The 26,853-nt window shown below is 70.1% G+C and carries 30 protein-coding genes; 17 read left to right on the top strand and 13 right to left on the bottom strand.

All coding sequences use genetic code 11. The features are described 5' to 3' along the window. Positions 1 to 1,096 (bottom strand): NAD(P)-dependent malic enzyme (locus VGD85_RS16060; protein WP_331064441.1); only part of this gene is annotated, 1,096 nt, incomplete at its 3' end. A 102-nt stretch (positions 1,097 to 1,198) separates the two neighbouring features. Continuing rightward, complete coding sequence (locus tag VGD85_RS16055) at positions 1,199 to 1,573, bottom strand: S24 family peptidase (RefSeq protein ID WP_331064440.1); 375 nt, start codon at positions 1,571 to 1,573, stop codon at positions 1,199 to 1,201. 62 nt (positions 1,574 to 1,635) lie between these two features. Between VGD85_RS16055 and sodN the strand changes: the two genes are divergently transcribed. Continuing rightward, the gene (gene sodN / locus VGD85_RS16050; protein WP_028637527.1) at positions 1,636 to 2,037 is read left to right on the top strand and encodes a superoxide dismutase, Ni; all 402 of its coding nucleotides are present in this window, start codon (positions 1,636 to 1,638) and stop codon (positions 2,035 to 2,037) included. 29 nt (positions 2,038 to 2,066) lie between these two features. Here the strand turns inward: sodN and VGD85_RS16045 are convergent, their stop codons facing one another. Together VGD85_RS16045 and VGD85_RS16040 are read right to left on the bottom strand one after the other, a co-directional pair. Further along, positions 2,067 to 3,203, bottom strand: coding sequence for a site-specific integrase (locus VGD85_RS16045; protein ID WP_331064439.1), 1,137 nt, complete (start codon positions 3,201 to 3,203; stop codon positions 2,067 to 2,069). 58 nt (positions 3,204 to 3,261) lie between these two features. Then, a complete protein-coding gene (locus tag VGD85_RS16040; RefSeq protein WP_331064438.1) occupies positions 3,262 to 3,504 on the bottom strand; it encodes a helix-turn-helix domain-containing protein in 243 nt (80 codons plus the stop codon). Between the two features lie 102 nt (positions 3,505 to 3,606). Here VGD85_RS16040 and VGD85_RS16035 point away from each other — a divergent pair, with 102 nt between their 5' ends. After that, on the top strand, positions 3,607 to 4,221 hold the full coding sequence (locus VGD85_RS16035; protein ID WP_331064437.1) for a helix-turn-helix domain-containing protein: 615 nt from the start codon (positions 3,607 to 3,609) through the stop codon (positions 4,219 to 4,221). Positions 4,222 to 4,235: 14 nt separating this feature from the next. On the opposite strand, the gene mobF is transcribed toward VGD85_RS16035, so the two are convergent. Beyond that, positions 4,236 to 6,839, bottom strand: coding sequence for a MobF family relaxase (gene mobF, locus VGD85_RS16030; protein ID WP_331064436.1), 2,604 nt, complete (start codon positions 6,837 to 6,839; stop codon positions 4,236 to 4,238). A gap of 447 nt (positions 6,840 to 7,286) precedes the next feature. On the opposite strand from mobF, the gene VGD85_RS16025 reads away from it, so the two are divergent. From VGD85_RS16025 to VGD85_RS16010, 4 genes are all read left to right on the top strand, one after another. Continuing rightward, positions 7,287 to 7,442 (top strand): hypothetical protein, encoded by a 156-nt coding sequence (locus tag VGD85_RS16025; RefSeq protein ID WP_172419901.1) that lies wholly within the window; start codon positions 7,287 to 7,289, stop codon positions 7,440 to 7,442. Between the two features lie 70 nt (positions 7,443 to 7,512). Next, complete coding sequence (locus VGD85_RS16020) at positions 7,513 to 8,064, top strand: MauE/DoxX family redox-associated membrane protein (RefSeq protein WP_331064435.1); 552 nt, start codon at positions 7,513 to 7,515, stop codon at positions 8,062 to 8,064. Further along, positions 8,061 to 8,618: a hypothetical protein gene (locus VGD85_RS16015; RefSeq protein WP_331064434.1), complete on the top strand. Its 558-nt coding sequence runs from the start codon at positions 8,061 to 8,063 to the stop codon at positions 8,616 to 8,618. Before VGD85_RS16020 ends, VGD85_RS16015 begins: the two co-directional genes overlap by 4 nt. Before the next feature lie 100 nt (positions 8,619 to 8,718). Beyond that, positions 8,719 to 10,473, top strand: coding sequence for an ABC transporter ATP-binding protein (locus VGD85_RS16010; RefSeq protein WP_331064433.1), 1,755 nt, complete (start codon positions 8,719 to 8,721; stop codon positions 10,471 to 10,473). A gap of 28 nt (positions 10,474 to 10,501) precedes the next feature. Here VGD85_RS16010 and VGD85_RS16005 read toward each other — a convergent pair whose 3' ends face one another. Next, a complete protein-coding gene (locus VGD85_RS16005) occupies positions 10,502 to 10,672 on the bottom strand; it encodes a hypothetical protein (RefSeq protein ID WP_331064432.1) in 171 nt (56 codons plus the stop codon). Positions 10,673 to 10,869: 197 nt separating this feature from the next. Between VGD85_RS16005 and VGD85_RS16000 the strand changes: the two genes are divergently transcribed. The 4 genes from VGD85_RS16000 to VGD85_RS15985 all read left to right on the top strand — a co-directional run bounded on the left by VGD85_RS16000 (position 10,870) and on the right by VGD85_RS15985 (position 16,087). Continuing rightward, the gene (locus VGD85_RS16000; protein ID WP_331064431.1) at positions 10,870 to 13,608 is read left to right on the top strand and encodes an FtsX-like permease family protein; all 2,739 of its coding nucleotides are present in this window, start codon (positions 10,870 to 10,872) and stop codon (positions 13,606 to 13,608) included. Further along, positions 13,605 to 14,351, top strand: a complete 747-nt coding sequence (locus VGD85_RS15995) for an ABC transporter ATP-binding protein (protein ID WP_331064430.1) — start codon at positions 13,605 to 13,607, stop codon at positions 14,349 to 14,351. Before VGD85_RS16000 ends, VGD85_RS15995 begins: the two co-directional genes overlap by 4 nt. 490 nt (positions 14,352 to 14,841) lie before the next feature. After that, positions 14,842 to 15,273, top strand: a complete 432-nt coding sequence (locus VGD85_RS15990; protein ID WP_331064429.1) for an anti-sigma factor — start codon at positions 14,842 to 14,844, stop codon at positions 15,271 to 15,273. A gap of 1 nt (position 15,274) precedes the next feature. Beyond that, positions 15,275 to 16,087, top strand: a complete 813-nt coding sequence (locus VGD85_RS15985; RefSeq protein ID WP_331064428.1) for an RNA polymerase sigma factor SigF — start codon at positions 15,275 to 15,277, stop codon at positions 16,085 to 16,087. A 5-nt stretch (positions 16,088 to 16,092) separates the two neighbouring features. On the opposite strand, the gene VGD85_RS15980 is transcribed toward VGD85_RS15985, so the two are convergent. Then, positions 16,093 to 16,479 (bottom strand): hypothetical protein, encoded by a 387-nt coding sequence (locus tag VGD85_RS15980; protein ID WP_331064427.1) that lies wholly within the window; start codon positions 16,477 to 16,479, stop codon positions 16,093 to 16,095. A 236-nt stretch (positions 16,480 to 16,715) separates the two neighbouring features. Between VGD85_RS15980 and VGD85_RS15975 the strand changes: the two genes are divergently transcribed. Next, positions 16,716 to 16,967 carry a WhiB family transcriptional regulator gene (locus VGD85_RS15975; protein WP_011755173.1) on the top strand — a complete coding sequence of 84 codons (252 nt, stop codon included), beginning with the start codon at positions 16,716 to 16,718 and terminating at the stop codon, positions 16,965 to 16,967. A gap of 206 nt (positions 16,968 to 17,173) precedes the next feature. On the opposite strand, the gene VGD85_RS15970 is transcribed toward VGD85_RS15975, so the two are convergent. Further along, positions 17,174 to 18,649 carry a sensor histidine kinase gene (locus tag VGD85_RS15970; protein WP_331064426.1) on the bottom strand — a complete coding sequence of 492 codons (1,476 nt, stop codon included), beginning with the start codon at positions 18,647 to 18,649 and terminating at the stop codon, positions 17,174 to 17,176. Positions 18,650 to 18,735: 86 nt separating this feature from the next. Between VGD85_RS15970 and VGD85_RS15965 the strand changes: the two genes are divergently transcribed. The 5 genes from VGD85_RS15965 to VGD85_RS23170 all read left to right on the top strand — a co-directional run bounded on the left by VGD85_RS15965 (position 18,736) and on the right by VGD85_RS23170 (position 22,390). Next, the gene (locus VGD85_RS15965) at positions 18,736 to 19,587 is read left to right on the top strand and encodes a DUF2785 domain-containing protein (protein WP_331064425.1); all 852 of its coding nucleotides are present in this window, start codon (positions 18,736 to 18,738) and stop codon (positions 19,585 to 19,587) included. A 10-nt stretch (positions 19,588 to 19,597) separates the two neighbouring features. Further along, positions 19,598 to 21,253, top strand: a complete 1,656-nt coding sequence (locus VGD85_RS15960; protein WP_331064424.1) for an acetolactate synthase — start codon at positions 19,598 to 19,600, stop codon at positions 21,251 to 21,253. Beyond that, positions 21,246 to 21,746, top strand: coding sequence for a GNAT family N-acetyltransferase (locus tag VGD85_RS15955; RefSeq protein ID WP_331064423.1), 501 nt, complete (start codon positions 21,246 to 21,248; stop codon positions 21,744 to 21,746). Before VGD85_RS15960 ends, VGD85_RS15955 begins: the two co-directional genes overlap by 8 nt. Continuing rightward, positions 21,746 to 22,135, top strand: coding sequence for a thioesterase family protein (locus tag VGD85_RS15950; RefSeq protein ID WP_331064422.1), 390 nt, complete (start codon positions 21,746 to 21,748; stop codon positions 22,133 to 22,135). Before VGD85_RS15955 ends, VGD85_RS15950 begins: the two co-directional genes overlap by 1 nt. Before the next feature lie 180 nt (positions 22,136 to 22,315). Then, entirely contained in the window at positions 22,316 to 22,390 is a 75-nt protein-coding gene (locus tag VGD85_RS23170) for a 50S ribosomal protein bL37 (protein ID WP_369759046.1), read from the top strand. A gap of 104 nt (positions 22,391 to 22,494) precedes the next feature. On the opposite strand, the gene rsrA is transcribed toward VGD85_RS23170, so the two are convergent. From rsrA to VGD85_RS15925, 5 genes are all read right to left on the bottom strand, one after another. Beyond that, positions 22,495 to 22,773 carry a mycothiol system anti-sigma-R factor gene (gene rsrA, locus VGD85_RS15945; protein WP_331064421.1) on the bottom strand — a complete coding sequence of 93 codons (279 nt, stop codon included), beginning with the start codon at positions 22,771 to 22,773 and terminating at the stop codon, positions 22,495 to 22,497. Continuing rightward, entirely contained in the window at positions 22,770 to 23,456 is a 687-nt protein-coding gene (locus VGD85_RS15940; protein WP_331064420.1) for a sigma-70 family RNA polymerase sigma factor, read from the bottom strand. Before VGD85_RS15940 ends, rsrA begins: the two co-directional genes overlap by 4 nt. Before the next feature lie 62 nt (positions 23,457 to 23,518). Next, positions 23,519 to 24,181 carry an alpha/beta family hydrolase gene (locus VGD85_RS15935; RefSeq protein ID WP_331064419.1) on the bottom strand — a complete coding sequence of 221 codons (663 nt, stop codon included), beginning with the start codon at positions 24,179 to 24,181 and terminating at the stop codon, positions 23,519 to 23,521. After that, positions 24,178 to 24,942 carry an SOS response-associated peptidase gene (locus tag VGD85_RS15930; protein ID WP_331064418.1) on the bottom strand — a complete coding sequence of 255 codons (765 nt, stop codon included), beginning with the start codon at positions 24,940 to 24,942 and terminating at the stop codon, positions 24,178 to 24,180. Before VGD85_RS15930 ends, VGD85_RS15935 begins: the two co-directional genes overlap by 4 nt. A 128-nt stretch (positions 24,943 to 25,070) precedes the next feature. Further along, positions 25,071 to 25,829, bottom strand: a complete 759-nt coding sequence (locus tag VGD85_RS15925; RefSeq protein WP_331064417.1) for a hypothetical protein — start codon at positions 25,827 to 25,829, stop codon at positions 25,071 to 25,073. 102 nt (positions 25,830 to 25,931) lie between these two features. Here VGD85_RS15925 and VGD85_RS15920 point away from each other — a divergent pair. Beyond that, positions 25,932 to 26,853 (top strand): sigma-70 family RNA polymerase sigma factor (locus VGD85_RS15920; RefSeq protein WP_331064416.1); only part of this gene is annotated, 922 nt, incomplete at its 3' end.

Raw genomic sequence — 26,853 nt, 5'->3', positions numbered from 1 at the left:
AGTCCTCGGCGAGGTCGGCGCCGACGAGGTCGGCCAGGGCCTGGGCGGCCGCCAGCTTCATCCCCTCGGTGATCGCGGTGGCGTGCACGTCGAAGGCGCCGCGGAAGATGCCGGGGAAGGCCAGCACGTTGTTGATCTGGTTGGGGAAGTCCGAGCGGCCGGTGGCCACGACACGGGCGTGGCGGTGCGCGACCTCGGGGTGCACCTCGGGGTGGGGATTGGCCATCGCGAAGATGATCGCGTCCGGGGCCATCCGAGCCACGTCCTCCTCCGGCACGGTGCCGCCGGAGACCCCGAGGTAGACGTCGGCTCCGTCCAGCGCGTCGGCGAGGCTCCCGGTCCGCCCGGTCTTGTCCGCGGTCATCTCGGCCAGCTCCCGCTTGACCGGGGTCAGGTCGCTGCGTCCGGAATGCACGACGCCCTTGCGGTCGGTCACCGCGAGGTCCTTGATGCCAGCCTCGAGCAGGATCTTCGCGATCGCCACCCCCGCGGCGCCGGCCCCGGAGATCACCACGCGGGTCGAGGCGGCGTCCCGGCCGGTGAGGGCCAGCGCGTTCCAGAGCGCCGCCAGGGCCACGACAGCGGTGCCGTGCTGGTCGTCGTGGAAGACCGGGATGTCGAGCATCGCCTTGAGCCGGTCCTCGATCTCGAAGCAGCGCGGCGCGGAGATGTCCTCGAGGTTGATGCCGCCGAAGCTCGGCGCGAGCCGGGCCACGGTCTCGATGATCTCCTCGACGTCGGTGGTCGCCAGGCAGATCGGGACGGCGTCGACGTCACCGAACTGCTTGAACAGCACCGCCTTGCCCTCCATGACCGGCATCGCGGCCGCAGGCCCGATGTCGCCGAGCCCGAGGACCGCCGTGCCGTCGGTCACGACCGCGACCGTGTTGGGCACCCACGTGTAGGTCTGGGTCAGCGACGGGTCCGCGGCGATCGCCTCGCAGACGCGGGCGACGCCGGGCGTGTACGCCAGGGACAGGTCGTCGCGTCCCTCGAGCGCGACCGTGGACCGTACCGCCATCTTGCCGCCCACGTGCAGGTCGAACACCGGGTCGCCGGCGTGGGGATGGGGGCTCGCGGACTCTGCTTCGGCCATGACCTGATTCTGACTCTCCCGTGGGGCGGCGTGTGGGGGGAGGTCCGGCTCGACGCGCGGGGGTGGTGCGCGGAACCTCGGCCCTCCAGGGTTCTCCCGACGTCAGTCTGGCACAGCGGGCCGGAGCCGACGCGGGCGCGGCCAGATCCTGGCGATGGCCACGGCCAAGACGTCGGTCTCGGCGACGACGCCGCGGTGTCGCGAGTCGACACCCTCGGCGGGGTTGTCGCTGAGCAGCCACCAGCCCGGGTCGTCCGCGCGCGTCGTACGGCGCTGCGTCGCGCGCTTGACCGCGACGGTCCCGTCGGAGAACCGCGCGACCACGACCGCGCCCGGACGCACCGGCCGCCGGTAGGCGACCAGGAGCCGGTCACCGGGCCGCAGCAGCGGCAGCATCGACCGGCCGCGGACCAGCGCCATGCCCCAGCGCGCACGGCGTCCCGCGCTGGAAGACCCGTCTCGTCCCGCTTCGCGCACGCGGGTAGTGTCGCAGTCCAGACCGGACAACCGCTGAGACGACAGAACACGAGAGGACCCGCATGTTTGCGCGACTGTTCGCCCCCACCCTCGAGGTTTCCGCCCACTGCGACCTTCCGTGCGGTGTCTACGACCCCGCGCAGGCCCGCATCGAGGCCGAGTCGATCAAGGCCATCATCGCCAAGGTCGCGGACAACGACGACCCGGACTTCCGCACCCGCGCCATCCTCATCAAGGAGCAGCGCTCCGAGCTGGTCAAGCACCACCTGTGGGTGCTGTGGACCGACTACTTCAAGCCCCCGCACTTCGAGAAGTACCCCCAGCTGCACACGCTGGTGAACGAGGCGACGAAGCTCGCGGGCGCCGCCGGCACCAAGGGTGAGCTCGACGCCGGCAAGGCCGACGAGCTGCTCGCGAAGATCGACGAGATCGCGGAGATCTTCTGGGAGACCAAGAAGGCCTGATTTCGCGCGCAGGCTACTGACCTGCGCGTTTACCCCTCCGACGCCGCCTCGGTCCGCACAGAGTCCGCACGGGCTCCGAGCGGTCCGAGAGCGGCGTCGAGCACCTTCCGGGTCCGGTCCTCGTCGCCTGGCCATAGGTGGGCGTACGTCCGCAGTGTCACGACCGCCGACGCATGCCCGAGGAAAGCCTGCACCTGCTTCACCGACGCGCCCCCGGAGATCAGCGCGGAGGCGGCGAAGTGTCGGAAGGAGTGCGATGTGATCTCAGCGCCGGCCACCTTGGCGGCGTCGCTCACGAGCCTCTTCCAGCGCCGGTAGGTCAGGGGCTTGCCGAGTTCGTCGGTGAACAAGGCATCCTCGGTCGCTGGGTACGACGCGAGGTGAGCGGCGAGTGCGTCGATCACGACTTGCCCGACGGGAACGCTGCGCCGCGAGGCCCTCGACTTCAATGGAGCGATCTGATCCGTTTGCAGGCGCTGCCGCTCGACACGGATCGACCGGCGCAGGAAGTCGACATCGGACGGCCTGAGCCCGAGCAACTCGCCGACGCGCAGCCCGGAGCCAGCAAGCACGACGGGGAGCGCCTGCCATCGTTCGGGCAGCGCATCGCGAACGCGATCTACCTCTTCGAGTGTCGGGACCTCCACTTCGTCGTCGTGCCCCTTCGGCAGGGCGATCCGGCGGCAAGGGCTGATCGCGATGACCCGATCCTCCACTGCGGCGTCCATGACACGCGCGAGCACCTCATAGATGTTCCGGACGCTTCCAGCTGACAGGGTGCGTGCCGGCCCGCTCTCGGTGGCAGGCCGAAGCTCCCGGCTCTCGAGCCACTTCACGAAGGCCTGTACGTCGCTCCGGCGGATGTAGGCGAGGCGCTGACTTCCGAGCCGCGGCACGATATGGATTCGCAGCGCGTTGTCGATGATCCGCGCCGTGCCCGGAGACGAGACCTGGATCGACTGCCAACGGGCTGCGTACGCGCTGAGCAACTCCCGTCCAGCCCTCGGGTCGGCCCACTCCCCTCGCACCATCCTGGCGGTTTGCTCGTCGAGCCACGCCTGGGCGTCGACCTTGCGCTCGAAATGTCGGGCATGCTCTCGCCCAGCGTCGTCGCGGTATCGGGCCCGCCATCGGCCGTTCGGCCGCTTCGCGATGTTTGCTGCCATATTGGTGGTCCTTTCGTGCCTGCTCCATCGTCTCTCCGGGATCGGACATCCCGGCGTGTCAGCGGCGGTCCTGTGCGCGGTTGGTCTGTTCAGCGAGCCAGAGGAGGAGGTCGGCGCGCCAGTAGCGGACGTGGCGGCCGACCTTAAAGCTGCGTGGCCCGGCGCCGAGGTGGCGCCAGTAGCGCAGGGTGCCTTCGGGAACACGGAGCAGCTTGCAGGCTTCCTGGAGGCTGAGCATCTCGTCGCCGAGGCTCTTCGACGGGCGGCGGTTGTCGTCGGGGTTCATCTGCTGTGCGGTCATGGTGTGTGTGCTCCTCGCTGGTCGATGAGGCCAAGCGGTTCTCGACCTCACCCAGTAGGTGTGCAGGCCCTCCCAATCGATGGTCAGCGATATCCTGTGGCCATGTACCCGCCGAAGACGGTCATCGAGATCGCCCGCAAGGCCGCGGGTCTGTCGCAGGCGCAGCTGGCGATGAAGGCGGGGACCCAGCAGTCGTCGATCTCGGAGTACGAATCGCGCCGCAAGTCCCCGACCTTGGAGGTCGTCGAGCGGCTCCTGGAGGCCGCCGACGCCGAGCTCGCGATCAAGCCGATCATCGACTTCGACGTACGCCAGGACACTGAGATCGGCCGGTACGTGGTGCCCGAGAAGCTGTGGTCGGTGCCGATGCCGGACTGCTTCAGCAAGATCCAGGTGCTGGGATACCTCGCCAAGTCCCGCCGACCGCTCGTGTGGGACCTGTCGAACGAGGCCGAGCGCATCGACTACTACGAGTGGGTCATCGGGCTCGGCGCCATCGATCTGATGCTCGACTCCGTCGACGGGATCTTGTTGATGCAGGTCTGGGAGCGGCTGAACCTTCCGAACGTGATCCGGGCAGCGTGGCAGCCCGTGATCGACGCGGCCACCGCCCCACAGGACATGCAGCCGCGCGACCCCGCCGGATTCAGCGCCTGGCTCGCAGGCGAGATCGGCGTCGAGTGGCGACCCGTCCGCCGGCGCAAGCCGCGTCAGTGAGTCACTGGCGGGTCTCACAGGCCGATCCCGCCGCTGGCGGAGGACGGGACGGGTCGTGGCGGTTCCTCGACGGGCCTTGGCGCCGGCCGCCGGCGCTGCTGGCTGCCGTACCGGTCGATGGCCTCGATCGCCTGCCGCTTCGCGCGGGCCGGGCCGAGATCGGCACGGTCGCGGGCGAAGACCTCGACCCACTGCCTGCGGGCGTCCTCGACCGTTTCGGCCACGAGGTGCGCGGTGTTGCCCTCCCGGCCACGGGTCATCGCCACATACGCCGCCGCAGCCCCAGTGGTATCCCCGATGGCGACGTGGGCGCGGTCTACGGTCTCTCCCTGGGCGCCGTGGACGGTGGTGGCGTAGGCGAGCTCGACGAACCTGTTCGCGTACTCCGCGGGGAGTACCCGGTCACGTCCCCGTCCGCGGAGCGTGAGGCTGCCGTCCTCGCCGAGGTCGGTGACGGTCCACGTCTGCCGGTTCGCGACTCCGAGGTCGGCGTCGTTGCGGCGAGTGGCAACCCTGTCCCCGATCCCGATCCGTTCACCGCGAGACGTGGTCATCGAGACGGTGGACTCGGCCGTGCCTTGGCGCTGGTCACGGATCGCGGCGTTCAGGCGGGCGACCTGCTCGCGAATGTCGGCAACGACGAGGTCTCCGCTAGCCCCGGCCTGGGCGAGCGCGAGATCGCGTTCGATGTCGCTGGGATGGATGACGACCTGTCCGCGGCGGTAGAGCGAGTCGAAGACGCCCTCTGGGTTGTGGCCCTTGCGCATCGTCAGGCTGAGCGCGGCGTAGTCGGGGTCGGTGAACCGGTGCACGTTCTCCAACGACACGACGGCGGTGGGGTGGGCCCACGCGAGGGCGTGGTCGAGTACGCCGCCGCGTCCGACCGCAGGGAGCTGGTGTCGGTCGCCGACCAGGGCGACCCGCGCCCCGGCCTCGTCGGCGATCGTCAAGAGCGCGCGGGCGGTGTCCTGGTCCAGCATTCCCGCCTCGTCGACGAGCAGCAGGTCCCCTGGTCGTAGCCGGGCGGACGGGTCGGGTGTGGCGTCGGGACGCCGCGCCCAGTGCCCGTCGTCGTCCCAGCGCCAGCCGTGCTGGTGGATCAACCAGGCCGCGGAGTGTCCGTCGGCGCCGGTCTCCGCGACGGCGACCTCGGCCGCCTTCAACGTCGGCGTCACCACCAGCAGCCGATGCCCCTGCCGAGCCAGCAGGGCCTGCGCCGACCTCAACGCGGTGGTCTTGCCCGCCCCGGCAGCGCCCTCCACGACCACCAGCGGGCCGTCACCGGCCAAGGTGCCCACGACGGCGGCCTGGGTGGGGTCCACCCGCGTGAGCCCTCGACCCTGAAGGCGGACCCGCCTTGCGGGACTCTCGGCGCGGCGAGCGAGGCGACGCATGATCTCGCCCTCGACGGCGAGTACCTGCTGGGAGGTCAGGGCCCGGACGTGCTCGGGCACGTTCGGCGTTGTGAGCAGCCGAACACAGCGAGCCGCGGCCCTAGCCGTGATGTCCTCGGCAAGCTCGATGCGTGCCGCGGGCTCGGAAACCAGGTCGGTCTGGGCCAGCAGGACCTCGACCTTGCCGCGGATGTCCGCTGTGTTCCACGCCGACCGCTTCGCCCCGAGCTGGGAGATCACCCAGCCCGCGGCCCCGTCACGGTCGATCCAGCCCACCTGCGTCGCCTCGAGCGCGGCGGGAGCGACTGGGTCGCGGTAACCCAGGGCACGCAGCTCGGCGTTCCACCTCGCAACCAAGTCAGCGCCGTCCAAGGGGACGACCTTGTCCGGCCGCGCATCGGCCCATGCCCGCCGGTTCCACGTTTCACGCAGCCGCGGCCCCGGCTCCTGACCGGAATGCTCCTGCCGCCACGCGGCTTCGTACCGGTCGATGTTGCGATGGATCTGAGCCGCCCGGGCGCTGAACGCCCCGACGTACGGCGCGAGCTGCTCGATCTCTCCTGTCGCGGAGTCCAGGGTGAAGCCGTGTGCGGCGAGGGCCGACCGGAACTCCGGGTCGGTGGCGACCGCAGCGTGCCCGATGCCGTTGATCGCCTCGATCATGTCGCGCACACCCACCGAGTGGAGACCCCGCCAGGCGCCGGCAGCCCAAACGCGAGCGTTGACCTGGAGGTGCAGATGCCGGTGCGGGTCACCGGCGCGCGACGTGTAGTGCCGGATCACCGCGGCCTCGATCCGCTCGACCGGCACCTGCACCTGCCGGCCACGCGGCCCCACTCGGGTGGTCGCGTGCTGACCGAGCCAGCCGACGATCTGTGTGGCGGCCCTTTCCTGAGCCGCGTTGAGAGCCGCCGAGACCTCGGAGTGCAGTGCCGCAGCGAGTGACCAGGTCTTGGGTCCGTTGACGGTGACCTCAACGAACCGCAGCGCGTTCGCGTCCTCACGGACCCGACCCTTCTTGCGACCGGCGTCGACGTCGATCCCAGCGACCCACTGCTCGTACGTCTCGCCGTTCATGGCGCCGGCCTTGCCCACGCCGTCCGGTGTCGCGGTCAGCCGCTTGGCGACGCCGCTGCCCTCGCCGAGGTAGTAGTCATCGGCGCGGGAGCAGTCGCGCTCGACGTAGGCGCGCGCGGCCTTCGCCGCGCCGCGGTAGAACTTCACGCCACCATGCACGCCGATCACCACCTCAACCACATCCGTCGACAACCAACGAACACCTAGAAATGCCGCGTGGGCCGCCCGACCACGGGCGACCCATCTACGAACCTTCGTAGCATGTGTGCCGCTTAGACGGGAGGTTTGAAAGGAGTGAAGAACGGGTCAGTGGCGGGAGATTCCGGGGACCGTAAAGAGTCAACGGTTGTCAGTCAGGCGAGGGAGTGAAGGTTAGGTCGACAGCTGGGCTAGGAGAGACAGGCACGACAGCGGCGGTGTCCGCGTGGAACGAGATGCGCGTGCACCCCAGCGGCCTCCCCGTCCCACGCCGGGGATCGGCTACCTCAGCGGTCTATACCGGCAGGCCCCAGGGCTTGCGATGGTCTGGCGTTAGTGCTGAGAGTGTTGGGCGCGGCGGCGCTCGGCCGACGCACATCTCGGAGGGAGTTGGAGATGACGAAGGTCATCCGCCTGCTGGACAAGGTTGCCGGCAGATTTGTCGGCGAACTCGAAGCCGGCGCGTGTGTGCCGAACAATGGCGACTGTTGCGACGCTCGGAACTACATCCACAACTGCTACGGCAACTGCGTCTACTACGTCTACTGCTGACACCACGACGATCGGCCCCAGCTAGCCGATCTAGCTGGGTGCCGGTCGTCTCTACTACTCGGGAGACGTCATGGTGTCGTTGTGCGCAACTGCAGTGGTGCTGGTGGTGTTCGCGCTCTCGGCGACCGGGAAGCTCGTGAGCAGGCGCGCTTTTGACGGCTTCGCGGATTCCATGGGGGCCGCTGGATTCGCGTACGCCACGCGCTCGACCGTGGCTGGCCTCGTTGTTGTTGCGGAGATCTGCGTCGCCGTCTCGGTCCTTGTTCCCGTCGGCACGCTTCAGATCCGACTCGTTCCCGCAATGGTCTTGTCGGCCGTCTTCAGCGCGTTCCTGTTGTGGAAGTCGGCCAGTCGCTCAGGAGCGTGGGCGTGTCACTGCTTCGGATCCGCAGCGCCCGTCCCTGTATGGCTGCTCCTGTGCCGCAACGCTGTGCTCATGGGAGTGACGACGGGCGGCGTTGTTACGAACTCGGATCCCTCCAGCGCGGGCGTGATCGTGTTTTCCATTGGACTCGGCGCCATGATTGGGATCGCCATCGCGTCGACCGATCGCATCTACTCCGCACTGCGGATCGATCCAATGCCTCGTGCCGCGGACACTCTGGAGGCCAATCGCCGATGACCGTCACCTTCGCATGGCTGTGTCTCGTGACCCTTGGTCTGGTCATGAACGTTATTCTGACCCTTGCGGTCTTGAACGCGCTGCGGCGTGTAGGTCGGACAATTACATCCGCACGTCCGGTTCACCCCCTTCCTGGGACCGCGCTCCAAGCTGATCCAGCTTGGAACTGGCCCACGGACGTGGATGACTGTCTGAACGGCGATGCCCTGGTTGCGTTCGTCGTTCCAGGCTGTGTCGGTTGCACGGTCTTGCGCGCCGAGTTCGACCGTATCGGAGGCCTTCCACTCCCCCTGCTGGTCATCGCCGACTCCACACGAGATGGCGTCGATCCGCAGTCGTACCTTGATGACACCTGGTCAATCGCAAGTCATGCTGTGGTCTCGCCCCAACCACTTGCTCTGACTCCGCTACTGGGCGCGCCGAATGAGCTTCCGGTCATCGCGGTGCTGGGAGGCGGCAGAGTCGTCGCGTCGGCGCACCGTCTTGATGATCTGCGCGCCCTGGTCGGTCACGATGTCGTCCCAACGTCGGTGTCGCTTGGCAGGGATGCATAGATTGTCGACAGGATCACCACTACTCAAGGCGCTGGCAGCGGTGCGCCTCGTGGTCCAGAGCGGGCCACGCCAGTTCGCTGGCGTGCTACTGGCCGGTTGCGTGGCGGGGGCAATGCCATTGCCGGCGGCATGGGCAACCCAGCATCTCGTCGACGGGCTCAGTGCGGGCACATTTGGCGCGGGCATGGCCCTAGCTCTTGCCACCATGGTCGCCGGGTTCGCGGCAGCAGCAACTCAGGTCAGTTATCTGTCCGCAATCGTAGGCGCGTCCCTTGAGGCAAGGTCGCGGATCCGTTCCGAGCGTCTCCTTCTCGATGCCACCATGCGGCATGTTGGTACCGAGTTTCTCGATGACCCAGACGAGCACGACAGCCTGACACTTGCTCGCGAGGGCATCCGAATGATTCCCACGTTGATCCCCAGTGCGATCGTTGAGGTCGTCTCCACTCTCGTGACCTTCGTCGGCTACGGAGTTCTGCTGTGGAGTTCATGGCCACTCATGGTCCTGGCACTCGTCGCCGTGTCTGCACCGACGGCGTACATCCAAGTCCGAATCAACCACGCGTCGGGCCGCATCGTTGAACGCAATGCTCCCGCGCAGCGGTGGGAGCGGTATTTCGGTTCCCTCTTCGTGACTCCTGATGCTGCCCGAGATATGCGACTCCATGGAAGCAGCGGCTACCTTCGAGCGAGGTTCGACGCGGCCCTGAGCCAGGCGCAATGGTCCGAGGTCGCTGCAGTCAAGAAGGCCACGGGCGCCCGGATGGCTCTGGTCGGCGTGCACGGGCTGGTCGTCGTGGCAGGCACCGCTTGGGCCGCGGTTGGGGCGGCGCATGGGCACGTCACGGTAGGTGACTTCGTGCTGTTCACAACGGCTGTGATGGCAATTCAAACCCGCGCTGCCTCACTGCTGAACCTTCAGGGCAGGCTCAGCGTCTCGCTTCGACTATTCGGGCACTATCAGCGTTTTGTGCGCGCGAACTCGCCTTCGACGGCGAGCGAGCATTCTCATGTCCCCCTGCCCACGCCGTGTCTCAGTGACGCCATCCACTTTGAGGATGTCTGGTTCCGCTACAGTGAGGACCAAGAGTGGATTCTGCGCGGCCTGAATCTCACGATCCCCGCTGGCAAGACAACCGCGCTCGTCGGCCCGAACGGTGCAGGCAAGTCAACAATTGTCAGGCTCCTTCTGCGACTGAATACCCCATCCCGCGGACGAGTCCTGTGGGACGGTGTCGACATCGCGCGGTTCGATCCCGTCGATTATCGGCGACATGTGACGGGAGTCCTACAGGAACGACCTCGCTACGAGATGTCGCTGAGCGACAATGTCTCACTGGGCAGGGATTCGCGGCTCGGGTCAGGAGGCCCGGAGGAAGCCACATACACCGCGCTGGCCGCAGCCAGGCTGACCGGGATGATCGAATCTCTTCCGCACGGAGCGGAGACGATGCTCAGCACACAGCGGCGGGACGCGTCTGGCGACGCAGGAATCACTCTGTCGGGCGGGCAGTGGGACAGAGTTGCGGTCGCGCGCGCGACATATGCCCAGCTATTGGGAGACCCCATTGACTTGGTGGTTCTCGACGAACCGAACGCCGGTCTTGATCCGATCAGCGAAGCGCAACTCATGGGCGACATCCTTGCTTTCGGAGAGGGCGCCACACGGTTGATCATTTCCCATCGGCTCGGCCTGGTCGCAGAGTCCGATCATGTGATTGTGATGAGAGACGGCGAGGTATGCGAGCGTGGGAGTCGGTCGGAACTCCTCGCGCGGGGCGGGAGTTTCCAGAGAATGTTTTCTGCACAATCCGCAGCCTACGTGATGCGGGAGTCCGGCGATGTCGTCGGCTAGGGCATTGCTCGTGGCTGGTGGCACGGCGTCAGTGCTCGCGATGTTCATCATGCGACGTCGCCTCGCCCGGTTGACAGTAGTCGGGCATAGCATGGAGCCCGCGCTGCTCGACCGGCAACGAGTGTGGATTTGGCGCCCGAGCATGCGGTATCGCTTTCGCGTCGATCAGATTGTTGCCTTCGAGCACGAACGAGGTCACGGCAGCCCTCCTCTACTGGTCAAACGAATCGCGGAGATACACCACGTCCGTGTGGGTCTCGACCACTCCACGGGTCGTGGAGATGCTCCTGGCTCTGTTTGGGTCCTGGGGGATGCTGAGAGCAGCCTCGATTCCAGAAGCCTTGGGCCTATACCGATCAGGTCGATTCGTGGCGTCGTTCTTGAGGGTGGTCGTCAATGTGGGTGATGGTGTGGCGGCGACTGTGGCGGGGCGGCTCTCGGACGCTAGTACTGGGCTTTGCGATCTTGGTGGCGGCGACCGGGTTCACGGTGCTGACCGGCGCGTCGAACGCGGAGCGCCTGGACACCGTGGGCACCGTCGCAGAGGCGTCGCAGAAGACCTATGACGTCCTGGTCCGCCCACCGGGGACGCGGTCGGACCTTGAGGAGCAGAAGGGGCTCATCGAGCCCGGCTTCCTCACCGGTATCTATGGCGGCATCACGTTGCGGCAATGGCACCAGATCCAAGACGTCCCCGGCGTGGAGGTCGCGGCACCGATCGCGATGCTCGGCTACGCCTATCCCGCGCTCCAGATTCCGGTGGATGCGACGGCGGCCTGGTCGCCGCGGGGTACCTCGGTCGCGCGGGTCGATGTCACCTGGGCGGGTGACAATGGCCTGACGGTCACCCAGGAGAGCCCTCAGTTCACAGTGATTACCGACCATGCGCTGCGTCCGAACACGGGCGCGGGTTTGGGGGAGGGGCCGTGGCTGTTCGAGGACGGGACCGGCAAGTCTCACGCGATCTGTCCGGTCGAACCTTCCGACGAGGTGTCGCCGGAGAAGAGGCCGGCGAACTTGCTGTGCTTCTCTCGCACGAGGGGCGGCGTGGGTCACGGTCACGTCGGTGAGGAGTTCGCACGAGACGGTGTTCGTGGGGCGATGGTGGACTTCCCGTTCTCCTATGTGATCGCGGCGGTTGACCCGGCCAGTGAGGACGCGCTGGTGGGTCTCGACGGTGCGGTGACCTCCGGCGATCCCCTGGCCGGGGCCTCCGTGAAGTACCCGGACTCGGTGGATGGCAAGGGCGTGCCTGTGCTGGTCTCGGACGAGCCCGGGGTCGACGAGACGGCGACTATCACGCTGTCAGGCCTTCCGGACTCCGCCGGTCGGGCCGTCCTGGCGGGAGTCGGCACCGGGGACCTTGTGAAGCTGCCCGCCAGCCTGGTCACCACACAAGTAGTCGACGCCGCGGCCGCCCAGGCACAGCTCATGGAGGCATTCCGCACGACGAAGCCGATCGACGGCCAACGCCGTCCGACCCGTTTCCTCCCCGGTGAGATCACCCAGCTCGGACACGTGGGGATGCCGCGCCTGGTGGTGACCTCGGAGCGTCTCGAGGTCCAACTGCGGAAGCAGCCGCCAGGGTTCGACCTCGCCGCTCAGGCACCAGCAAGCGGAGAACCGGCCGCGAGAGAGGTAACCAACTCGGCCAAGGAGCCCGCGGTCGCCGGCACGCCGGCCTCCCCCGCGACCCTGCGACTACAGGGGACCTTCGATCCCGCCAAGCTCAGCCATATCACGGATCTGACCGACGAGGTGCTCGCCGGATACTCGGCAGCGCCGACCGAGGGAGCGGACCAGGCCAGTACGAACGCCCTCGACAACCGGCCGTTGGCACCGTCGACCGACCTGGGTGGGCTGGTCCAACCACCGCCGACGATGATCACCACTCTCGAGGCAATCCCGCAGCTGACCCGCGGCTGGAGCGGGGCGGCGGCCTCCGCGCCTATCTCCGCGATCCGGGTCCGGGTGGCCGATGCGAGCGTCGCGGATGAGGCTTCCCGGGAGCGGATCAGGATCGTCGCCCAGCGCATCAAGGATGCGACCGGCCTCGAGGTCGACATCACGACGGGCTCCTCTGCCGGTGCTCAGGGCCTGCTCTTGCCCGCAGGTGACCACGGCCGGCCGCAACTGGCGCTTCAGCAGTGGTGGGTGACCAAGGGGGTCGCAACGAGGATCCTCACCGCAGTCGACAAGAAGTCCCTCACCCTGTTCGCCTTGGTCCTGCTCGTCTCGGCCCTTTCGATCGCAAACGCCGCGGTCGCGGCTGTCCGGGGCCGTCGTACCGAGCTCGGCGTCCTGGCGAGCCTGGGCTGGAGCAAGGCGCAACTCTTCCGAGCAGTCGCCTACGAGCTCCTCGTCGTGGCGTGCGTCGCCGGCCTGGCCAGCGCCGTGCTCTCCTGGGTGCTCGGTCGGGCTCTTGGGTCCGCCGTGGACCTGCCACGGGCGGCACTCGCGCTCCCGATCGCCATCGGCGTCGCCGCTGTCGCGGGTGCCGTGCCCGCCATTCTGGCCGCCCGGGCCGATCCGATCGAGGCGGTGCAGCCCGCCGTGAGCGAGCCACGCCGTCCGCACCATGCCGCTCGCGTCATCGGGCTCGCCTGGCTCAATCTCGGGCTGTCACGGACCAGGAGCGCCCTGGCCGCGCTCGGTCTGATGATCGCGGTCGCCACCGCCACGATCCTGGCCGCGATCGTTCTGGGTTTCCAGGGTGCGATCGTGGGGACCGTCCTCGGCGAGACCGTCTCCATCCAGACCCGGACCGTCGACATCGTCGCCACGATCGCGACGTTGCTCCTCGGTTGCCTCGGCGTGGCGAACGTGATGTACCTCAACATCCGAGACCGAGGGACCGAACTGGCCACGCTGCGGGGGATCGGATGGGCCGAAGGTCAGCTCAGGTACCTGATCACCGCGGAGGGGGCCATGCTCGGTATCCTCGGTGCCACCCTGGGCGGGCTGAGCGGCCTGGGCGTCACGGCCGTGCTCGCCGGAGGCCTCACCTCGACCGTGATCGAATGGGGCGTTGCGGTCTGGGCCATCTCCAGCCTCCTTGCCGCGCTGTCGGCCTTGGCCGCCACCGCAATGGTCACTCACATCCCGACCGCCGAGCTGTTGACGGAGGACGCATGACGAACACCAACCCAGGCGATCGCGACGATCTCGAGGCGGTTGCGGTCGTCGAGCACCGCGATGAGGTCGCGATCAGCGTGCGCGGTGTACGCAAGACCTTCCGCACCCTAGACGCAGACGTCGTGGCCGCTGACGGCATCGATGTCGACATCCCAGATGGCGCCGCGACCTCGCTGACCGGTCCGTCAGGCTCGGGTAAATCGACGTTGCTGCACCTCATCGGCGCCCTTGACACGCCCGACGACGGCACCATCGTCGTCAACGGCCAGACCATCACCAGACTGACCCCGAGGGAGCTCGCCCGGTATCGCAGAACCATCGGCTTCGTGTTCCAGCGCTTCCACCTGCTCCCCACACTCTCGGTGCTCGACAACGTCACCGTGCCGCTTATCCCGCAGCGAATGAGCCGCCAGGAGCGCGCCGATGTCAGGATGCGCGCCGAGGAACTCCTCGACGCCGTCGGCCTCGCCGGCAGAGAGAACTCACCAGCCACGAAGCTGTCCGGCGGTCAACAACAGCGCGTGGCGATCGCCCGGGCACTGATCAATCATCCCCGCATCGTCCTGGCCGACGAGCCGACCGGCAGCCTCGACACCCACACTGGTGAGGAAATCCTCCAGCTCCTGTTCAACCTGCGCGACGCTTTTCAGACCACGCTGCTGATCGCGACCCACGATCCCGCTCTCGCCGCCCGTTGCGACCACGCCATCCACCTTCGTGACGGACGGCTCCAGCCGCAATGACGATGGGGCCCGCTCGGCCACACCGACCCGAGCAGAGGTGACTTGGGCAAGGCTGGGGCAACACGTGGTCCAGAAGGCAGAAACTCTCGACGGGTGGCTACGTCGTAGCGCCACGACGGGCCCATGGAACTCGCGAGACGTGTCATCGAGTTCCAGGCCGGACGACTTGACCCATGCGCACATGGAAGTCCGCGTGGACGCTGTGCCGCGGTCCGCAATGAGTCCGCAGGAGCTCCAATTGCGTCCCGATGCTGCCAACGCGTTTCTGCAGTTCAACCCACGTTTGTCGGCCATGGCCATCGACCGCCATCGAGCGTGGCCCACAAGGAGACCAAGAAGGCCTGAGCCGAAGCGCACCATCATGGTTGGCGGGACCGGCCCCCGGGTACGACACCCGGAGGCCGGTCCCGACTAGTCTTCGGGCCAGCACGTGGCCGTGCCCGGTCCCCTGGGGGCCTTGTCCACCTCCCACTCCCGAAGGACGAACGACATGTCTTCGATCGGCGCACAGATCGGCTCGGCCCCGGGATCCGCCGACGGACGAGCCGACGTCGAGCTCCGACTGCCCGCGGACAGCGCGTACGCCTCGGTCCTGCGCACCACGACCGCCGGGCTCGCCGCCCGGATGGACTTCCCCATCGACGACATCGAGGACCTGCGGATCGCGGTCGGCGAGGCCAGCGCCATGGTGCTCCCCGAGGCGCGCCCGGGCTCGGACCTGACCTGCCGGTTCTACCTGCGCCCCACCGAGCTCGTGGTGTGGATCGGCGTCGAGGTCGACGAGGACGTCCAGCCCGACCAGGACAGCTTCGCCTGGCAGGTGCTCACGACGCTCGCGACCACGGCCTCCGCCGAGAGCAGCGACGGCGTGTTCGCGATCTCGGTGTCCATGGAGTCCGGGCTACCGGGAGCCGAGATCTGAGATGTTCGCAGCCACGGGGGACGGCGGCGAGGACCAGGAGGCACCGACCGGTGTCGAGGTCACGCGCCAACGCAGCGCGGAGCTGTTCGCGGTGCTCCGCGACGAGGACGCACCGACGCCCAGCCGCGACGCGGCCCGGGAGGCACTGGTGCATCTGCACCTGCCGCTCGTCGAGCACTGCGCCCGGCGGTTCCGCAACCGCGGCGAGCCGCTGGAGGACCTCGTCCAGGTCGGGACGATCGGGCTGATCAAGTCCGTGGACCGGTTCGACGCCGACCGGGGCGTGGAGTTCTCGACGTACGCGACGCCGACGATCATCGGCGAGATCAAGCGCTACTTCCGCGACAAGGGCTGGGCGATCCGCGTGCCCCGCCGGTTGCAGGAGCTGCGCATGCAGATCACGACGGTCTCCGCCGACCTGACCCAGACCCTCGGCCGCTCCCCCACGGCCCGCGAGCTGGCCGCCGAGATCGGCTGCACCGTCGAGGAGATCGTGGAGGGCATCGAGTCCAGCAACGCCTACTCCACCCTCTCGCTGGACGCCACCGACGACAGCGAGGACAGCACCGCCACCATGCTCGACGCCATCGGCATCGACGACGAGGCCCTGGCGCACGTCGAGATCCGCGAGTCGATCAAGCCGCTCCTGGACCGCCTGGAGCCGCGCGAGAAGAAGATCCTGCTGCTGCGGTTCTTCAAGAACATGACCCAGTCCCAGATCGCGGACGAGATCGGGGTCTCGCAGATGCACGTCTCGCGCCTGCTCAACCGCACCCTCGAGCAGCTGCGGACGTCGCTCGAGGTCTCGGACTAACGAAGCTAGTCCTCCCGGTCCGCCAGCGCGTCGACGCTCGAGGGCGCCAGCAGGCCGGCGAGCACGACCACCGCGACCACCGCGAGCCCCACCGCCACGAGCGTCGTGTCGCCACCGCGGAAGCTCCACGCGACCCCGAGCTGGATGAGCTGGGCGAGCACGATCGGGCTGCGGGCCCAGGAGCGACCCCGGGTCACGGCGAGTGCGGCGGCGATCAGCAGCGCGCCGTACGCCGCGAAGAACACGCTGGTCGTCAGCGCCACGGCGGCGCGACCGGAGGAGATGTTGGCCAGCTCCAGCACGGCGTAGCCGAGCAGCACGAGCGCCTCGACCACCACCAGCGATGCGGCGGCGACCAGCGGGGCCGGGTTGGATGGGCGGCGTAGAGTCACGGGTGGAGCCTAGAAGAGGGACCGCGACACGAGCCTCGGGCCGTGGGCGGCCGTGACACCCGCGTGACGTCTGTGACGAAACCGACCGCTGGTAGGGCTTGTTTAACGGTCCAAAGGTTGCCACCCTTGGTGGGCGCTCGTGAATGCGTTCACTTCGCTGTGCCTCCACGGGCACCGCAGGTCTTGTCTGCCCCTGACCTGCACGATGACTTGTAGGAAAGAGGGATCTCCCAGCCATGGATTGGCGCCATCGTTCGGCTTGCCTCGACGAGGACCCGGAGCTGTTCTTCCCGATCGGCAACACCGGTCCGGCCATCCTCCAGATCGAGGAGGCCAAGCAGGTGTGTCGCCGCTGCGAGGTGCGCGAGCAGTGTCTGGCGTGGGCCCTCGAGGCCGGCCAGGACCACGGCGTGTGGGGCGGTCTCAGCGAGGACGAGCGGCGCGCGCTCAAGCGCCGCAACGCGCGGGCGCGGGTCCGCACGGCATAGCGTCACCGAGCAGCAGCGAGCGAGGCACGAGCTCGCTGCGTGGGCTCGGGGAGGTCGAGCAAGGCGCGCGACCGACGAAGGAGGTCGCGACCGCCGGGTCGAGACCGAGTCACTCCAGTGGATCCGCTGATGGTGGTCGAGCAAGGCGCGCGACCGAGGAACGAGGTCGCGACCGGCGTGTCGAGACCCAGCGGATTCCCAGAACATCACTCCAGGGGGATGTCCAACGCCGCCCGGGTCCCGTGGTCGGAGGGTCCGGGCCCGAGTTCGAGCACGCCGCCGAGCTCGGACTCCACGAGCGTGCGCACGATCGAGAGACCCAGATGGGTCGAGGCGTCCAGGTCGAAGCCCTCGGGCAGGCCGCGGCCGTCGTCGTCGACCGTCACGTGCAGCCGCCCGACCAGCCGCCGCACGGTGATCCGGATCTCGCCGGCGACCTCGGGGTCGGCGCCGTCGTAGCCGTGCTCGACGGCGTTCTGCAGCACCTCGGTGACGACCATCGCGAGCGCGGTCGCGGTGTCCGACGGCAGCACCCCGAAGGAGCCGTCCCGCACCACGCGCACCCGGCTGCCCAGTGCGCTCACGTCGGTCACCATCCGCCCCAGCGGGTCCATGATGTCGTCGAAGTCGACGCGCTCCTCCACCGCCTGGCTCAGCGTCTCGTGCACGATCGCGATCGACCCGACCCGGCGGACCGCCTCCTCCAGCGCCAGCCGCGCGGCCTCGGAGTCCATCCGCCGCGCCTGGAGCCGCAGCAGCGCCGCCACCGTCTGCAGGTTGTTCTTCACGCGGTGGTGGATCTCGCGGATCGTCGCGTCCTTGGTCACCAGCTCGCGGTCGCGCCGGCGCAGGTCGGTGACGTCGCGGACCAGGATCAGGGCACCGATGTGGTCGCCCTGGGGGCGCAGCGGGATCGCGCGCACGATCAGCGCCACCGTGTCGGTGCCGATCTCGGTGTCGCGGTAGGCCCGGCCGCCCAGCACCGCGCTCAGCGTCTCCTCGTCCGGCCGGCGCCGCGGCGGCACCAGGTCCCGGGTCAGCTCGGCGAGCGACACCCCGGCCAGGTCGCCCGAGAGCCCGAGCCGGCGATAGACCGACAGCGCGTTCGGGCTGGCGTACTCCACCCGCCCCGTCGCGTCGACGCGGAGGAAGCCGTCGCCCACGCGCGGCGAGTCGGCATGGTCGCTGCGCTGTCCCGGCGCCGGGAAGTACCCGTGCGAGATCATCTGGGTGAGGTCCGCGGCCGTCTGCAGGTAGGAGAGCTCGAGGCGGCTCGGGGTCCGGACGCCGAGCAGGTTGGTGTTGCGGGCCACCACGGCGATCACCCGCCCGCCGCGCCGGACCGGGATGGTCTCGACGCGCACCGGCACGTCGTCGCGCCACTCCGGGTCGCCCTCGCGCACCAGCCTGCCCTGCGCGTACGCCGCGTCGATCAGCGGCCGACGGCCGACCGGCACGAACGTGCCGATCACGTCGTCGACGTACGCCGTCGGCCCGGTCGTGGGGCGCATCTGCCCGGCCGCCCAGAAGCCGCGACCCTCGTGGTCGGGCAGCCACAGCACCAGGTCGGCGAACGAGAGGTCCGCGACGATCTGCCAGTCCGCCTGCAGCAGCTGCAGCCAGGCGACGTCCTCGTCGTCCAGGTCCGTGTGGCTGCGCACCAGCTCGGTCAGGGTCGGCACGCTGGCAAGCGTAGGACGCACCGCCCGGGGCGGGTGACCGTGGACCGCCTCTGGACGTTCGCCGAGGCTTTGGCAGGATGGGCCCCATGTCCGGGTCATACTGGCGACAGGTGCACGCAGACGGGCTCGCGGTCCCGTCGGACCGGCCGCTCGACGACCTGACCGCCGAGCTCACACGCATGCTCGGCGACCCCGACCCCGCGTTGCGCGACGGCACGGCGTACCCCACGCTCACCACCTGGCTGGACCGGGGCGTCTACGACGACCTGCTCGGCGGCCTCGGCGACGGGATGGCCCTCGGGCTGCTGGTCGGTCTCGGTGAGCGCAACACCGACACGATCTTCCGGCGCAGCTTCTCGGCCCTGGTGCTGGGCGAGTGCATCGCCCGCGACAACCGCCGGCCCCTGCTGCCCGGCGGCAAGATCCTCGAGTGGGGCGACCGGCTCGCCACCTGGCTGCTGCGCGAGCGCGATCTGCGCGGCTACGTGCCCGGCAAGGGTTGGGCCCACGCCGTCGCCCACGGCGCCGACGCGCTCGCGATCCTCGCGAGCTCCCCGCACCTGGCCACCCCCGAGCTCACCGTGCTGCTCGACGTGGTCGCCGACCGCGTGATCCAGCCGGTCGACCGGCTGTTCACGACCGGTGAGCCCGACCGGCTCGCCTACGCCACGATGAACGTGCTGCGCCGCAACGTGGTCCCGCTGCGGGTGCTCGAGCCCTGGATCGCCCGGCTGGCGGCCGCGGCCGGCACCCGCTCGTCCTACGACGACCGCGACCCCTATCTCGCCGGCGGCAACGCCGAGGCCTACCTGCGGGCGCTCTACCTCCAGCTCTCGCTGGGCGCGCGGCCGCCCCAGGTCCGCTCAGACCTGCTGCTGGTCGTCCTCGACGCGCTGAAGTCGACGAACGCCGCGTACCTCGCCGCTACGGGTGAGTAACCTTCGCACCATGTCCACCGAAATCAACGGCCACGCGGGCGAGCTCGCCGTCGCCGTCGCACAGGCGCATGGTGTCGAGACGATGTTCACCCTCTCGGGCGCACACGTGTTCCCGCTGTACGACGGAGCCGTGAAGTCGGCGACCCCGCTGCGGCTGCTCGACGTACGCCACGAGCAGACGGCCGCGTTCGCCGCCGAGGCCACCGGCAAGCTCACCCGTGTGCCCGGTCTCGCCGTCCTCACGGCCGGGCCGGGCGTCACCAACGGGCTCAGCGCGGTCGCACAGGCCCAGTTCGCGGGCTCCCCGATGGTCGTCGTGGGTGGCCGCGCCCCGCAGGGCCGGTGGGGCACGGGCGCCCTCCAGGAGCTCGACCAGCCGCCGATCTTCGCGCCGGTGTCCAAGCTGGCGCGGACGATCCCGACGGCCGCCGACGTCGTCGACGGCATGCACCAGGCGTTCACGACCGCCGGGTCACCGCACCGCGGACCGGTCTTCGTGGACGTGCCGATGGACGAGCTGTTCAACACCGCCGGCGGCGAGCTGCCGCAGATCGCGGCGACCCGCGGCGCGGATCCCGACCCCGAGACGCTGAGCGAGATCGCCGAGCTCCTCGCCGGAGCCTCCCGGCCGGTGCTGATCCTCGGCACCGACGTGTGGGCCGACCGGGCCGAGGAGGCCGCGCTGCGGTTCGTCGAGGCGGTCGGGGTGCCGACGATCACCAACGGGATGGGTCGCGGCGTGGTCCCCGGCGGGCACCCGCTGCTGGTCACCAAGGCCCGCTCCCAGGCCCTGGGGGGCAGCGACCTGGTGATCGTCGTCGGCACGCCGCTCGACTTCCGGCTCGGCTACGGCGTCTTCGGCGGGAAGGACGGAGCGGCACCGGCCCAGGTCGTCCACGTCGCCGACTCCCCCGGGCAGCTCTCCGGCCACGCCGAGCTGGCCGCGTCCGTCTCCGGCGATCTGACCGCGGTGTTCGACGGACTGCTCGCCGGCATGGAGCAGATCGTGCGGCGCCCGGACTGGACCTCCTGGGTGAGCGACCTGCAGGGCGCGGTCGGTGCCGCGGTCGAGCGGGACGCCGCGCTGCTGGGCGCCGAGGCCGACCCGATCCACCCGGCCCGGATCTACGGCGAGCTCGTCCCGCGGCTGGCCGACGACGCGGTCGTCATCGGCGACGGCGGCGACTTCGTCAGCTTCGCCGGCAAGTTCGTCGAGCCCAAGCGCCCCGGCAGCTGGCTCGACCCGGGCCCCTACGGCTGCCTCGGCGCCGGCCTGGGCGCCGCCATCGCCGCCCGCCTGGCCCGGCCGTCGGCCCAGGTCGTGCTGCTGCTCGGCGACGGCGCCGCGGGCTTCTCGCTCATGGACGTCGACACCCTCGTGCGCCACAACCTGCCCGTGGTCATGGTGATGGGCAACAACTCCGCCTGGGGCCTGGAGAAGGGCCCGATGCAGATGCTCTACGGCTACGACGTGATCGCGGACCTCGCACCCCGCACGGCCTACGACCAGGTGGTGCGCGCCCTCGGCGGCGCCGGCGAGACGGTCACCGACCCCCGCGAGGTCGGCCCGGCTCTGGACCGCGCCTTCGCGTCCGGGGTGCCCTACCTCGTCAACGTCATCACCGACGTGGCCGCGACCTACCCGCGGAACAGCTTCGGTGTCTGATCCGCACGCCGAGGTGGTCCTGAGGCGTGCGCGCCCCGAGGACCTCCCGGTGGCGGGCGAGGTGACGGTCGCGGCGTACGAGCAGTTCACCCTGGGTCCCACCGACCCGTACGTCGCGCGGCTGCGCGATGCCGCGGCCCGCGACCGCGAGGCCGAGCTGTGGGTCGCGGAGCTCGACGGCGCGGTCGTCGGCACGGTGACGGTCGCGCTCGAGGGCTCGCCGTGGCGCGAGATCGGGCGGCCCGGCGAGGGCGAGTTCCGGATGCTCGCGGTCGCGCCGACGGTCCAGCGCCGCGGCGTGGGCGAGGCGCTGATGCAGCTGGTGCTCGGCCGGTTCCGCGACCTCGGCGCCCACGCGGTCGTGCTGTCCAGCCTCGCCGAGATGTCGGCCGCCCACCGGGTCTACGAGCGCCTCGGCTTCCGGCGGCTGCCCGAGCGCGACTGGTCGCCGGTCCCCGGCGTCGACCTGCTGGCGTTCCGGATGGAGCTGTGATGGAGTCCACGCTGCGGTTCACGGTCGGCGACGATGACACCGCCGCGGCCGTCGGCTCCGGCAGCCTGCCGGTGCTCGGCACCCCCCGGCTGCTGGCGTGGCTCGAGGCGGCGACGTGCGCCGCGATCGACCCGACCCTGCCGGAGGGCGCCACGAGCGTCGGCACCCGCGTGGAGGTCGAGCACCTCGCCGCCAGCGCGGTCGGCCAGGAGGTCGAGGTGACCGCGTCGGCGTCGTACGTCGACGGTCGCCTGCACCGGTTCACCGTCGCCGCCCGCAACGTCGGCCCGGGCGGCCCGGGCGGGCCGGGCGGGCCGGGCAAGGTCGTCGCGACCGGTGAGATCACCCGCGTGGTCGTCGACGCCGAGAGGTTCCTGTCCCGGCTCTGAGGCCTCTGTTCCCCGTCGAGACACCACAACTGGCTGCCCGGCGGGCCGATCCACGACCACTTCTGGTGTCTCGACGGGGGACGACCCGCCCCGTGGACCCGATTTCCCCCACGCCCCCGGGTTTGAGAGACTGTCCCTCGGCCCCTGAACGGGCCAGAACCGTCCGATCAGGAGGAGATCATGGGCAAGACCGGCCGCAAGCGCCGCGCTCGCAAGAAGAAGGGCGCGAACCACGGCAAGCGCCCCAACGCCTGAGCGCTGAACAGCACGAACCCCCGAGCCATCGGCTCGGGGGTTCTCTGCTTGGTGGGTCGGGCCCGGTGGGTCGGGCCCGGTGGGTCAGGCCCGGTGGGAGCCGCTCAGGGCGTCTCGCGGATCTGGACCTGCACCTCACGGATCCGCAGCAGCACCCGCTGGCGCAGGTCCGCCGGTGCCGCCTCGGCGCAGGAGCGCGCGACCACGGCCTTGACGGTGCGCTGGAGGTCGTACTTCTCCAGGCAGGGGTTGCAGCTGTCGAGGTGCAGGCGGACGGCAGAGCAGTCGCCCTCGTCGAGCTCGTTGTCCAGGAAGTACACGATGCGTTCGAGGAAGTCGGCACAGTCCTCGGACGACGGCTCCGGTGCGTGGTCGTGGCTCATGACGCGCCACCGTCCCGCCCGACGGTGAGCAGGTCGTTGTCACGGACGTAGTCGGAGAGCATGTCGCGCAGCTGGCGGCGGCCCCGGTGCAGCCGCGACATCACGGTGCCGATCGGCGTCTCCATGATCTCGGCGATCTCCTTGTAGGCGAAGCCCTCGACGTCGGCGAGGTAGACGGCGAGCCGGAACTCCTCGGGCAGGCGCTGCAGGGCGTCCTTGACCTGGGAGTCGGGGAGGTGCTCGAGCGCCTCCATCTCGGCCGAACGCAGCCCGGTGGAGGTGTGCGACTCGGCCCGGTGCAGCTGCCAGTCCTCGACGTCCTCGGACATCGACTGCTGCGGCTGGCGCTGCTTCTTGCGGTAGGTGTTGATGAAGGTGTTGGTCAGGATCCGGTAGAGCCAGGCCTTGAGGTTGGTGCCCGGCCGGAACTGGTGGAAGGAGGAGTACGCCTTGGCGAAGGTCTCCTGCACCAGGTCCTCGGCGTCGGCGGGGTTGCGGGTCATCCGCATCGCGGCCGAGTAGAGCTGGTCGAGGAAGGGCAGCGCGTCGCGCTCGAAGCGCGCCGAGCGGTCGGCTTCGCTCTCGGTGGCGACGTCGACGGCGTCGCCGGCGTCGACAGCGAGGTCGGCGGGCTCGACGGGGTCGAGCACGCTCTCGGGGGTGGGGGCGTCGGGGTCAGTCATCGCCTCCCAGGGTAGCCCCGGGGCGGGTGGGTCGAGCACGGCCAGCATGGTGAGGGAACGCCTCAGCCGGCGCGACCATTCCCGCGGACTCCGCCGGCCACCTCGCGGACGATCCACTCCAGCGCGGACTCGACCACGATCGCGAGCGCGTCGTCCTGGCTGATCGGCCCCCGGGCCGGCACCTTCAGGCTGTGGTCGGCGCCGGGGACGACGCACAGGTCGAGGTCGTCGGGGAACTCCTCGGGCCGTCCCATCGAGTCGCGCTCGCCCTGCACCACCAGCACGGGTACGCCGGCTCCCCGGAGCTCGTCGAGCCGGGTCTTCTCGGGTCGCCCGGGCGGGTGCAGCGGGAATGACAGGGCCAGGCAGCCGCTGGCGGCGAGCCCACGGGCGCACCGCGCCGCCGAGCGCGCACCGGCCGAGCGGCCCCCGACCACGAGCGGGGTGCGGGTGCGCAGCCGGTTGGCGGCGGCGACCAGCGCGGCGTCCAGCGTCGCGGGCGCCGTCGCGACCCTGCGTCCGGCGACCTTCCAGGGCTGCTCGAGCCGGACCACCGTGACGCCGTTGCGCGGGAGGTGCCGGGCCAGCGCCTCGAGGTCCGGGGTGTCGACGCCGGCGCCGGCGCCGTGCGAGAGCAGGGCGGTCGCCACGGGGGCACGCGCCTGGTCGACCAGGAGGCGCGCCTCGCCGTGCGGGGTGTCGATGCGGCGCTCGACGGTCGTCACGACGCGTCCTCGCCGTCGATCGGCAGTGGCTCGAGCAGCTGCGGGCCGTTGTTGCGCACGTTGCTGACCAGCGTCGAGACCGGATAGGCCTCGAGCGCTCCGGGAGCGGCGGGGACCAGCAGGTCGAGCAGGTGGTCCTGGGCCGCGGTCGGGTCGAGCCAGGTGCCCCAGCGCTCACGCTCGACCATCAGGGGCATCCGGTCGTGGATGTGGCCGACGGCGTCCTCGGCCTCGGTGGTGATCACCGTGCACGTCCACAGGAACCGGTCGGGGTCGTCGTCGGCCCGGGCCGGGTCGCGCCAGATCTCGTAGAGCCCGGCCATGGCGAGCACGCCGTGGTCGCGCGGCCGGATGAAGAACGGCTGCTTGCGCGGCCGGCCGGAGCGGGTCTTCTCCTCAGTGGGGTACCACTCGTAGTAGCCGTCGGCGGGCAGCAGGCAGCGGCGCTTCGCGAACGCCCGCTTGTACGCCGGCTTCTCGGCGACCGTCTCCATCCGGGCGTTGATCATCCGGTTGCCGATCGAGCGGTCCTTGGCCCAGGACGGCACCAGGCCCCAGGTGAGCACCCGCAGCTGGCGCTCGGGAGGCTCGCTCTGCTCCTGCTCCTCGCGGTGCGGTGGACGCTCGACGACGGCGTACACCTCCTTGGTCGGGGCGACGTTGTAGTCGGCCTCGAGCGGAGCCGGGATGCGGACGTCGGCGATGTCGAACTCCTCGACGAGATCCTCGGGCCGACGGCTCGACGCATAGCGACCGCACATGTCCCGACCCTAGCCGGGCACGACCGAGTCGTGCACGGCGTGGGGCGGGAGGTTGAGCAGGCCTGCGACCGAGCCTGCGAGGTCGCAGCGGCGCGTCGAAACCCAGTACGTCAGCGGTCCCGGTTCGGCTACACGCGCGTGAGCTCGTCCAGCAGCCGGCCGGCGGCCTCGTCGGAGTCGGGCAGGCCCTCGATCCAGACCCGCGTGTGCGGGACGGCGCCGCCGTCGAGCATCCGGCGCAGGAGGCCGACCCGGCGCCCGATCCGCTCGTCGCGGCCGGCGAGCACCACGACCCGGCCCGGCGCGACGTGCCCGATGGTCTCGGGTCCGGCGAACACCGCGCGCGCGGTGTCGCCGAGCTGCGCGGTGCGCATGGCGCGGGTCAGCACGTCGTCACGCCCGGAGGCGGCGTCCGGCCACGGCGGGGCCGCGACGACCACGAGCGCGTGGGACTGCGAGACGGGCGCGCCGGCGCCGGGCTCGCCGCGATAGACGTCGGAGACCCGGCTGCGCAGGTGGGCCAGGCTGGCGAGCCCGGTGAGCGGGTCGTCGCACGAGAGCCCGTGCAGGTAGCCGAGGACCGCCTCGCTCCAGGCCACGGTGAACGCCCGGGTGGCGGCGAAGTCCGGCTCGGTGCCGAGCACCAGGCGGGCGGTGGTCGCGAGCCCGTCGAGCGCCTCGTCGAGCGCGAGCCCGTCCCGGGCCAGCAGGGTCCCGGCCACCTCGCACGCGGCGATGGTGCCCGACCCCGAAGCAAGGGCCTCCCCGACTGCCTCGAACTGCGGCGGCAGGGCCGCGCGCTGCTGCGAGGACAGCTCCCCCCTTGCTTCGGGGCCGTCCGTGGTCACCCGATCGGCACGGCGCTGGTGCGTCGTGAACCTTCCCACGGTGGCTCCCCCTCGTTGGTCTGCGGGGATGGAACGGCCCCGTCCGGGGTCCATGACGCCGTTCTCGCGAACTTCGTCACTTTTTTTCTCACGCTCGGGGCCGTGATCTTTCCCGTGCTGGCGCGTTGGGGGGATGTGGCCAGCCATGTCTCCATCCTCGAGGGTCCCAGCGACGGCGAGCTGATCTCCGCCGTCCGGGGCGGTGACACCGATGCCTACGGCGAGCTCTTCGCGCGTCACGTCGAGGCCGCCCGCCGCCTGGCGCGGCAGCTGGTCTCGCCCGCGGAGGTCGACGACCTCGTCTCCGAGGCGTTCGCGAAGGTGCTCGGGGTCCTGCAGCGCGGGGGCGGCCCGGACCTCGCGTTCCGCGCCTACCTGCTGACGGCCGTACGCCGCCTGCAGGTCGACCGCATCCGCGCCACCGCCCGGCTGCACACCACGGGCGACCTGACGCCGTTCGACCCCGGCGTACCGTTCCGCGACACCGCGCTGGAGAGCTTCGAGAGTGCCACCGCCGCACGCGCCTTCGCCTCACTGCCGGAGCGCTGGCAGCTGGTGCTCTGGCACACCGAGGTCGAGCAGCAGAAGCCCGCCGAGGTCGCCGTGCTGCTCGGCATGACCGCCAACTCCGTGTCGGCACTCGCCTACCGGGCGCGCGAGGGCCTGCGCCAGGCCTACCTGTCCATGCACACCCAAGACGTCGACGACGACGCGTGCGCGCGCACCCGCGCGCAGCTCGGGGCCTACGTGCGCGGCGGCCTGTCGCGGCGCGACAGCGCCCGCGTCGAGGAGCACCTGGCGGACTGCCGGCGCTGCACCGCGATCTACCTCGAGCTCACCGAGGTCAACTCCGGGCTGGGGGCGCTGCTCGCGCCGCTGCTGCTCGGCGGTGCGGCGACGGCGTACGTCGGCGCCACGACCGGCGGTGTCGCCACCGGCGCCGGCGGCGTGCTGGTCCTCCTCGGCCGCGCCAAGGACGCGGTGCTCGCGCACGGCCCCACGGCCGCCGTGGCCGGTGCGGCCG

This window comes from Nocardioides sp., from assembly GCF_036401255.1.
In the GTDB taxonomy this organism is placed as follows: Bacteria; Actinomycetota; Actinomycetes; order Propionibacteriales; family Nocardioidaceae; genus Nocardioides.
The sequence above is the reverse complement of the archived record's forward strand: the minus strand, read 5'-3'. Positions and strand labels throughout refer to the sequence as shown.

Bases quoted from the DNA above. Each gene is read 5' to 3' on its own strand.
- rsrA (WP_331064421.1), bottom strand. From the start codon at position 22,773: ATGAGCCACGACCACGCACCGGAGCCGTCGTCCGAGGACTGTGCCGAC.
- VGD85_RS16020 (WP_331064435.1), top strand. From the start codon at position 7,513: ATGGTGTCGTTGTGCGCAACTGCAGTGGTGCTGGTGGTGTTCGCGCTC.
- VGD85_RS16025 (WP_172419901.1), top strand. From the start codon at position 7,287: ATGACGAAGGTCATCCGCCTGCTGGACAAGGTTGCCGGCAGATTTGTC.
- VGD85_RS15960 (WP_331064424.1), top strand. From the start codon at position 19,598: ATGTCCACCGAAATCAACGGCCACGCGGGCGAGCTCGCCGTCGCCGTC.
- VGD85_RS16015 (WP_331064434.1), top strand. From the start codon at position 8,061: ATGACCGTCACCTTCGCATGGCTGTGTCTCGTGACCCTTGGTCTGGTC.
- VGD85_RS15995 (WP_331064430.1), top strand. From the start codon at position 13,605: ATGACGAACACCAACCCAGGCGATCGCGACGATCTCGAGGCGGTTGCG.
- VGD85_RS16035 (WP_331064437.1), top strand. From the start codon at position 3,607: ATGTACCCGCCGAAGACGGTCATCGAGATCGCCCGCAAGGCCGCGGGT.
- VGD85_RS15930 (WP_331064418.1), bottom strand. From the start codon at position 24,942: ATGTGCGGTCGCTATGCGTCGAGCCGTCGGCCCGAGGATCTCGTCGAG.
- VGD85_RS16045 (WP_331064439.1), bottom strand. From the start codon at position 3,203: ATGGCAGCAAACATCGCGAAGCGGCCGAACGGCCGATGGCGGGCCCGA.
- VGD85_RS15990 (WP_331064429.1), top strand. From the start codon at position 14,842: ATGTCTTCGATCGGCGCACAGATCGGCTCGGCCCCGGGATCCGCCGAC.
- VGD85_RS15950 (WP_331064422.1), top strand. From the start codon at position 21,746: ATGGAGTCCACGCTGCGGTTCACGGTCGGCGACGATGACACCGCCGCG.
- VGD85_RS15975 (WP_011755173.1), top strand. From the start codon at position 16,716: ATGGATTGGCGCCATCGTTCGGCTTGCCTCGACGAGGACCCGGAGCTG.
- VGD85_RS16000 (WP_331064431.1), top strand. From the start codon at position 10,870: ATGTGGGTGATGGTGTGGCGGCGACTGTGGCGGGGCGGCTCTCGGACG.
- VGD85_RS15965 (WP_331064425.1), top strand. From the start codon at position 18,736: ATGTCCGGGTCATACTGGCGACAGGTGCACGCAGACGGGCTCGCGGTC.
- sodN (WP_028637527.1), top strand. From the start codon at position 1,636: ATGTTTGCGCGACTGTTCGCCCCCACCCTCGAGGTTTCCGCCCACTGC.
- VGD85_RS16040 (WP_331064438.1), bottom strand. From the start codon at position 3,504: ATGACCGCACAGCAGATGAACCCCGACGACAACCGCCGCCCGTCGAAG.
- VGD85_RS15985 (WP_331064428.1), top strand. From the start codon at position 15,275: ATGTTCGCAGCCACGGGGGACGGCGGCGAGGACCAGGAGGCACCGACC.
- VGD85_RS15940 (WP_331064420.1), bottom strand. From the start codon at position 23,456: ATGACTGACCCCGACGCCCCCACCCCCGAGAGCGTGCTCGACCCCGTC.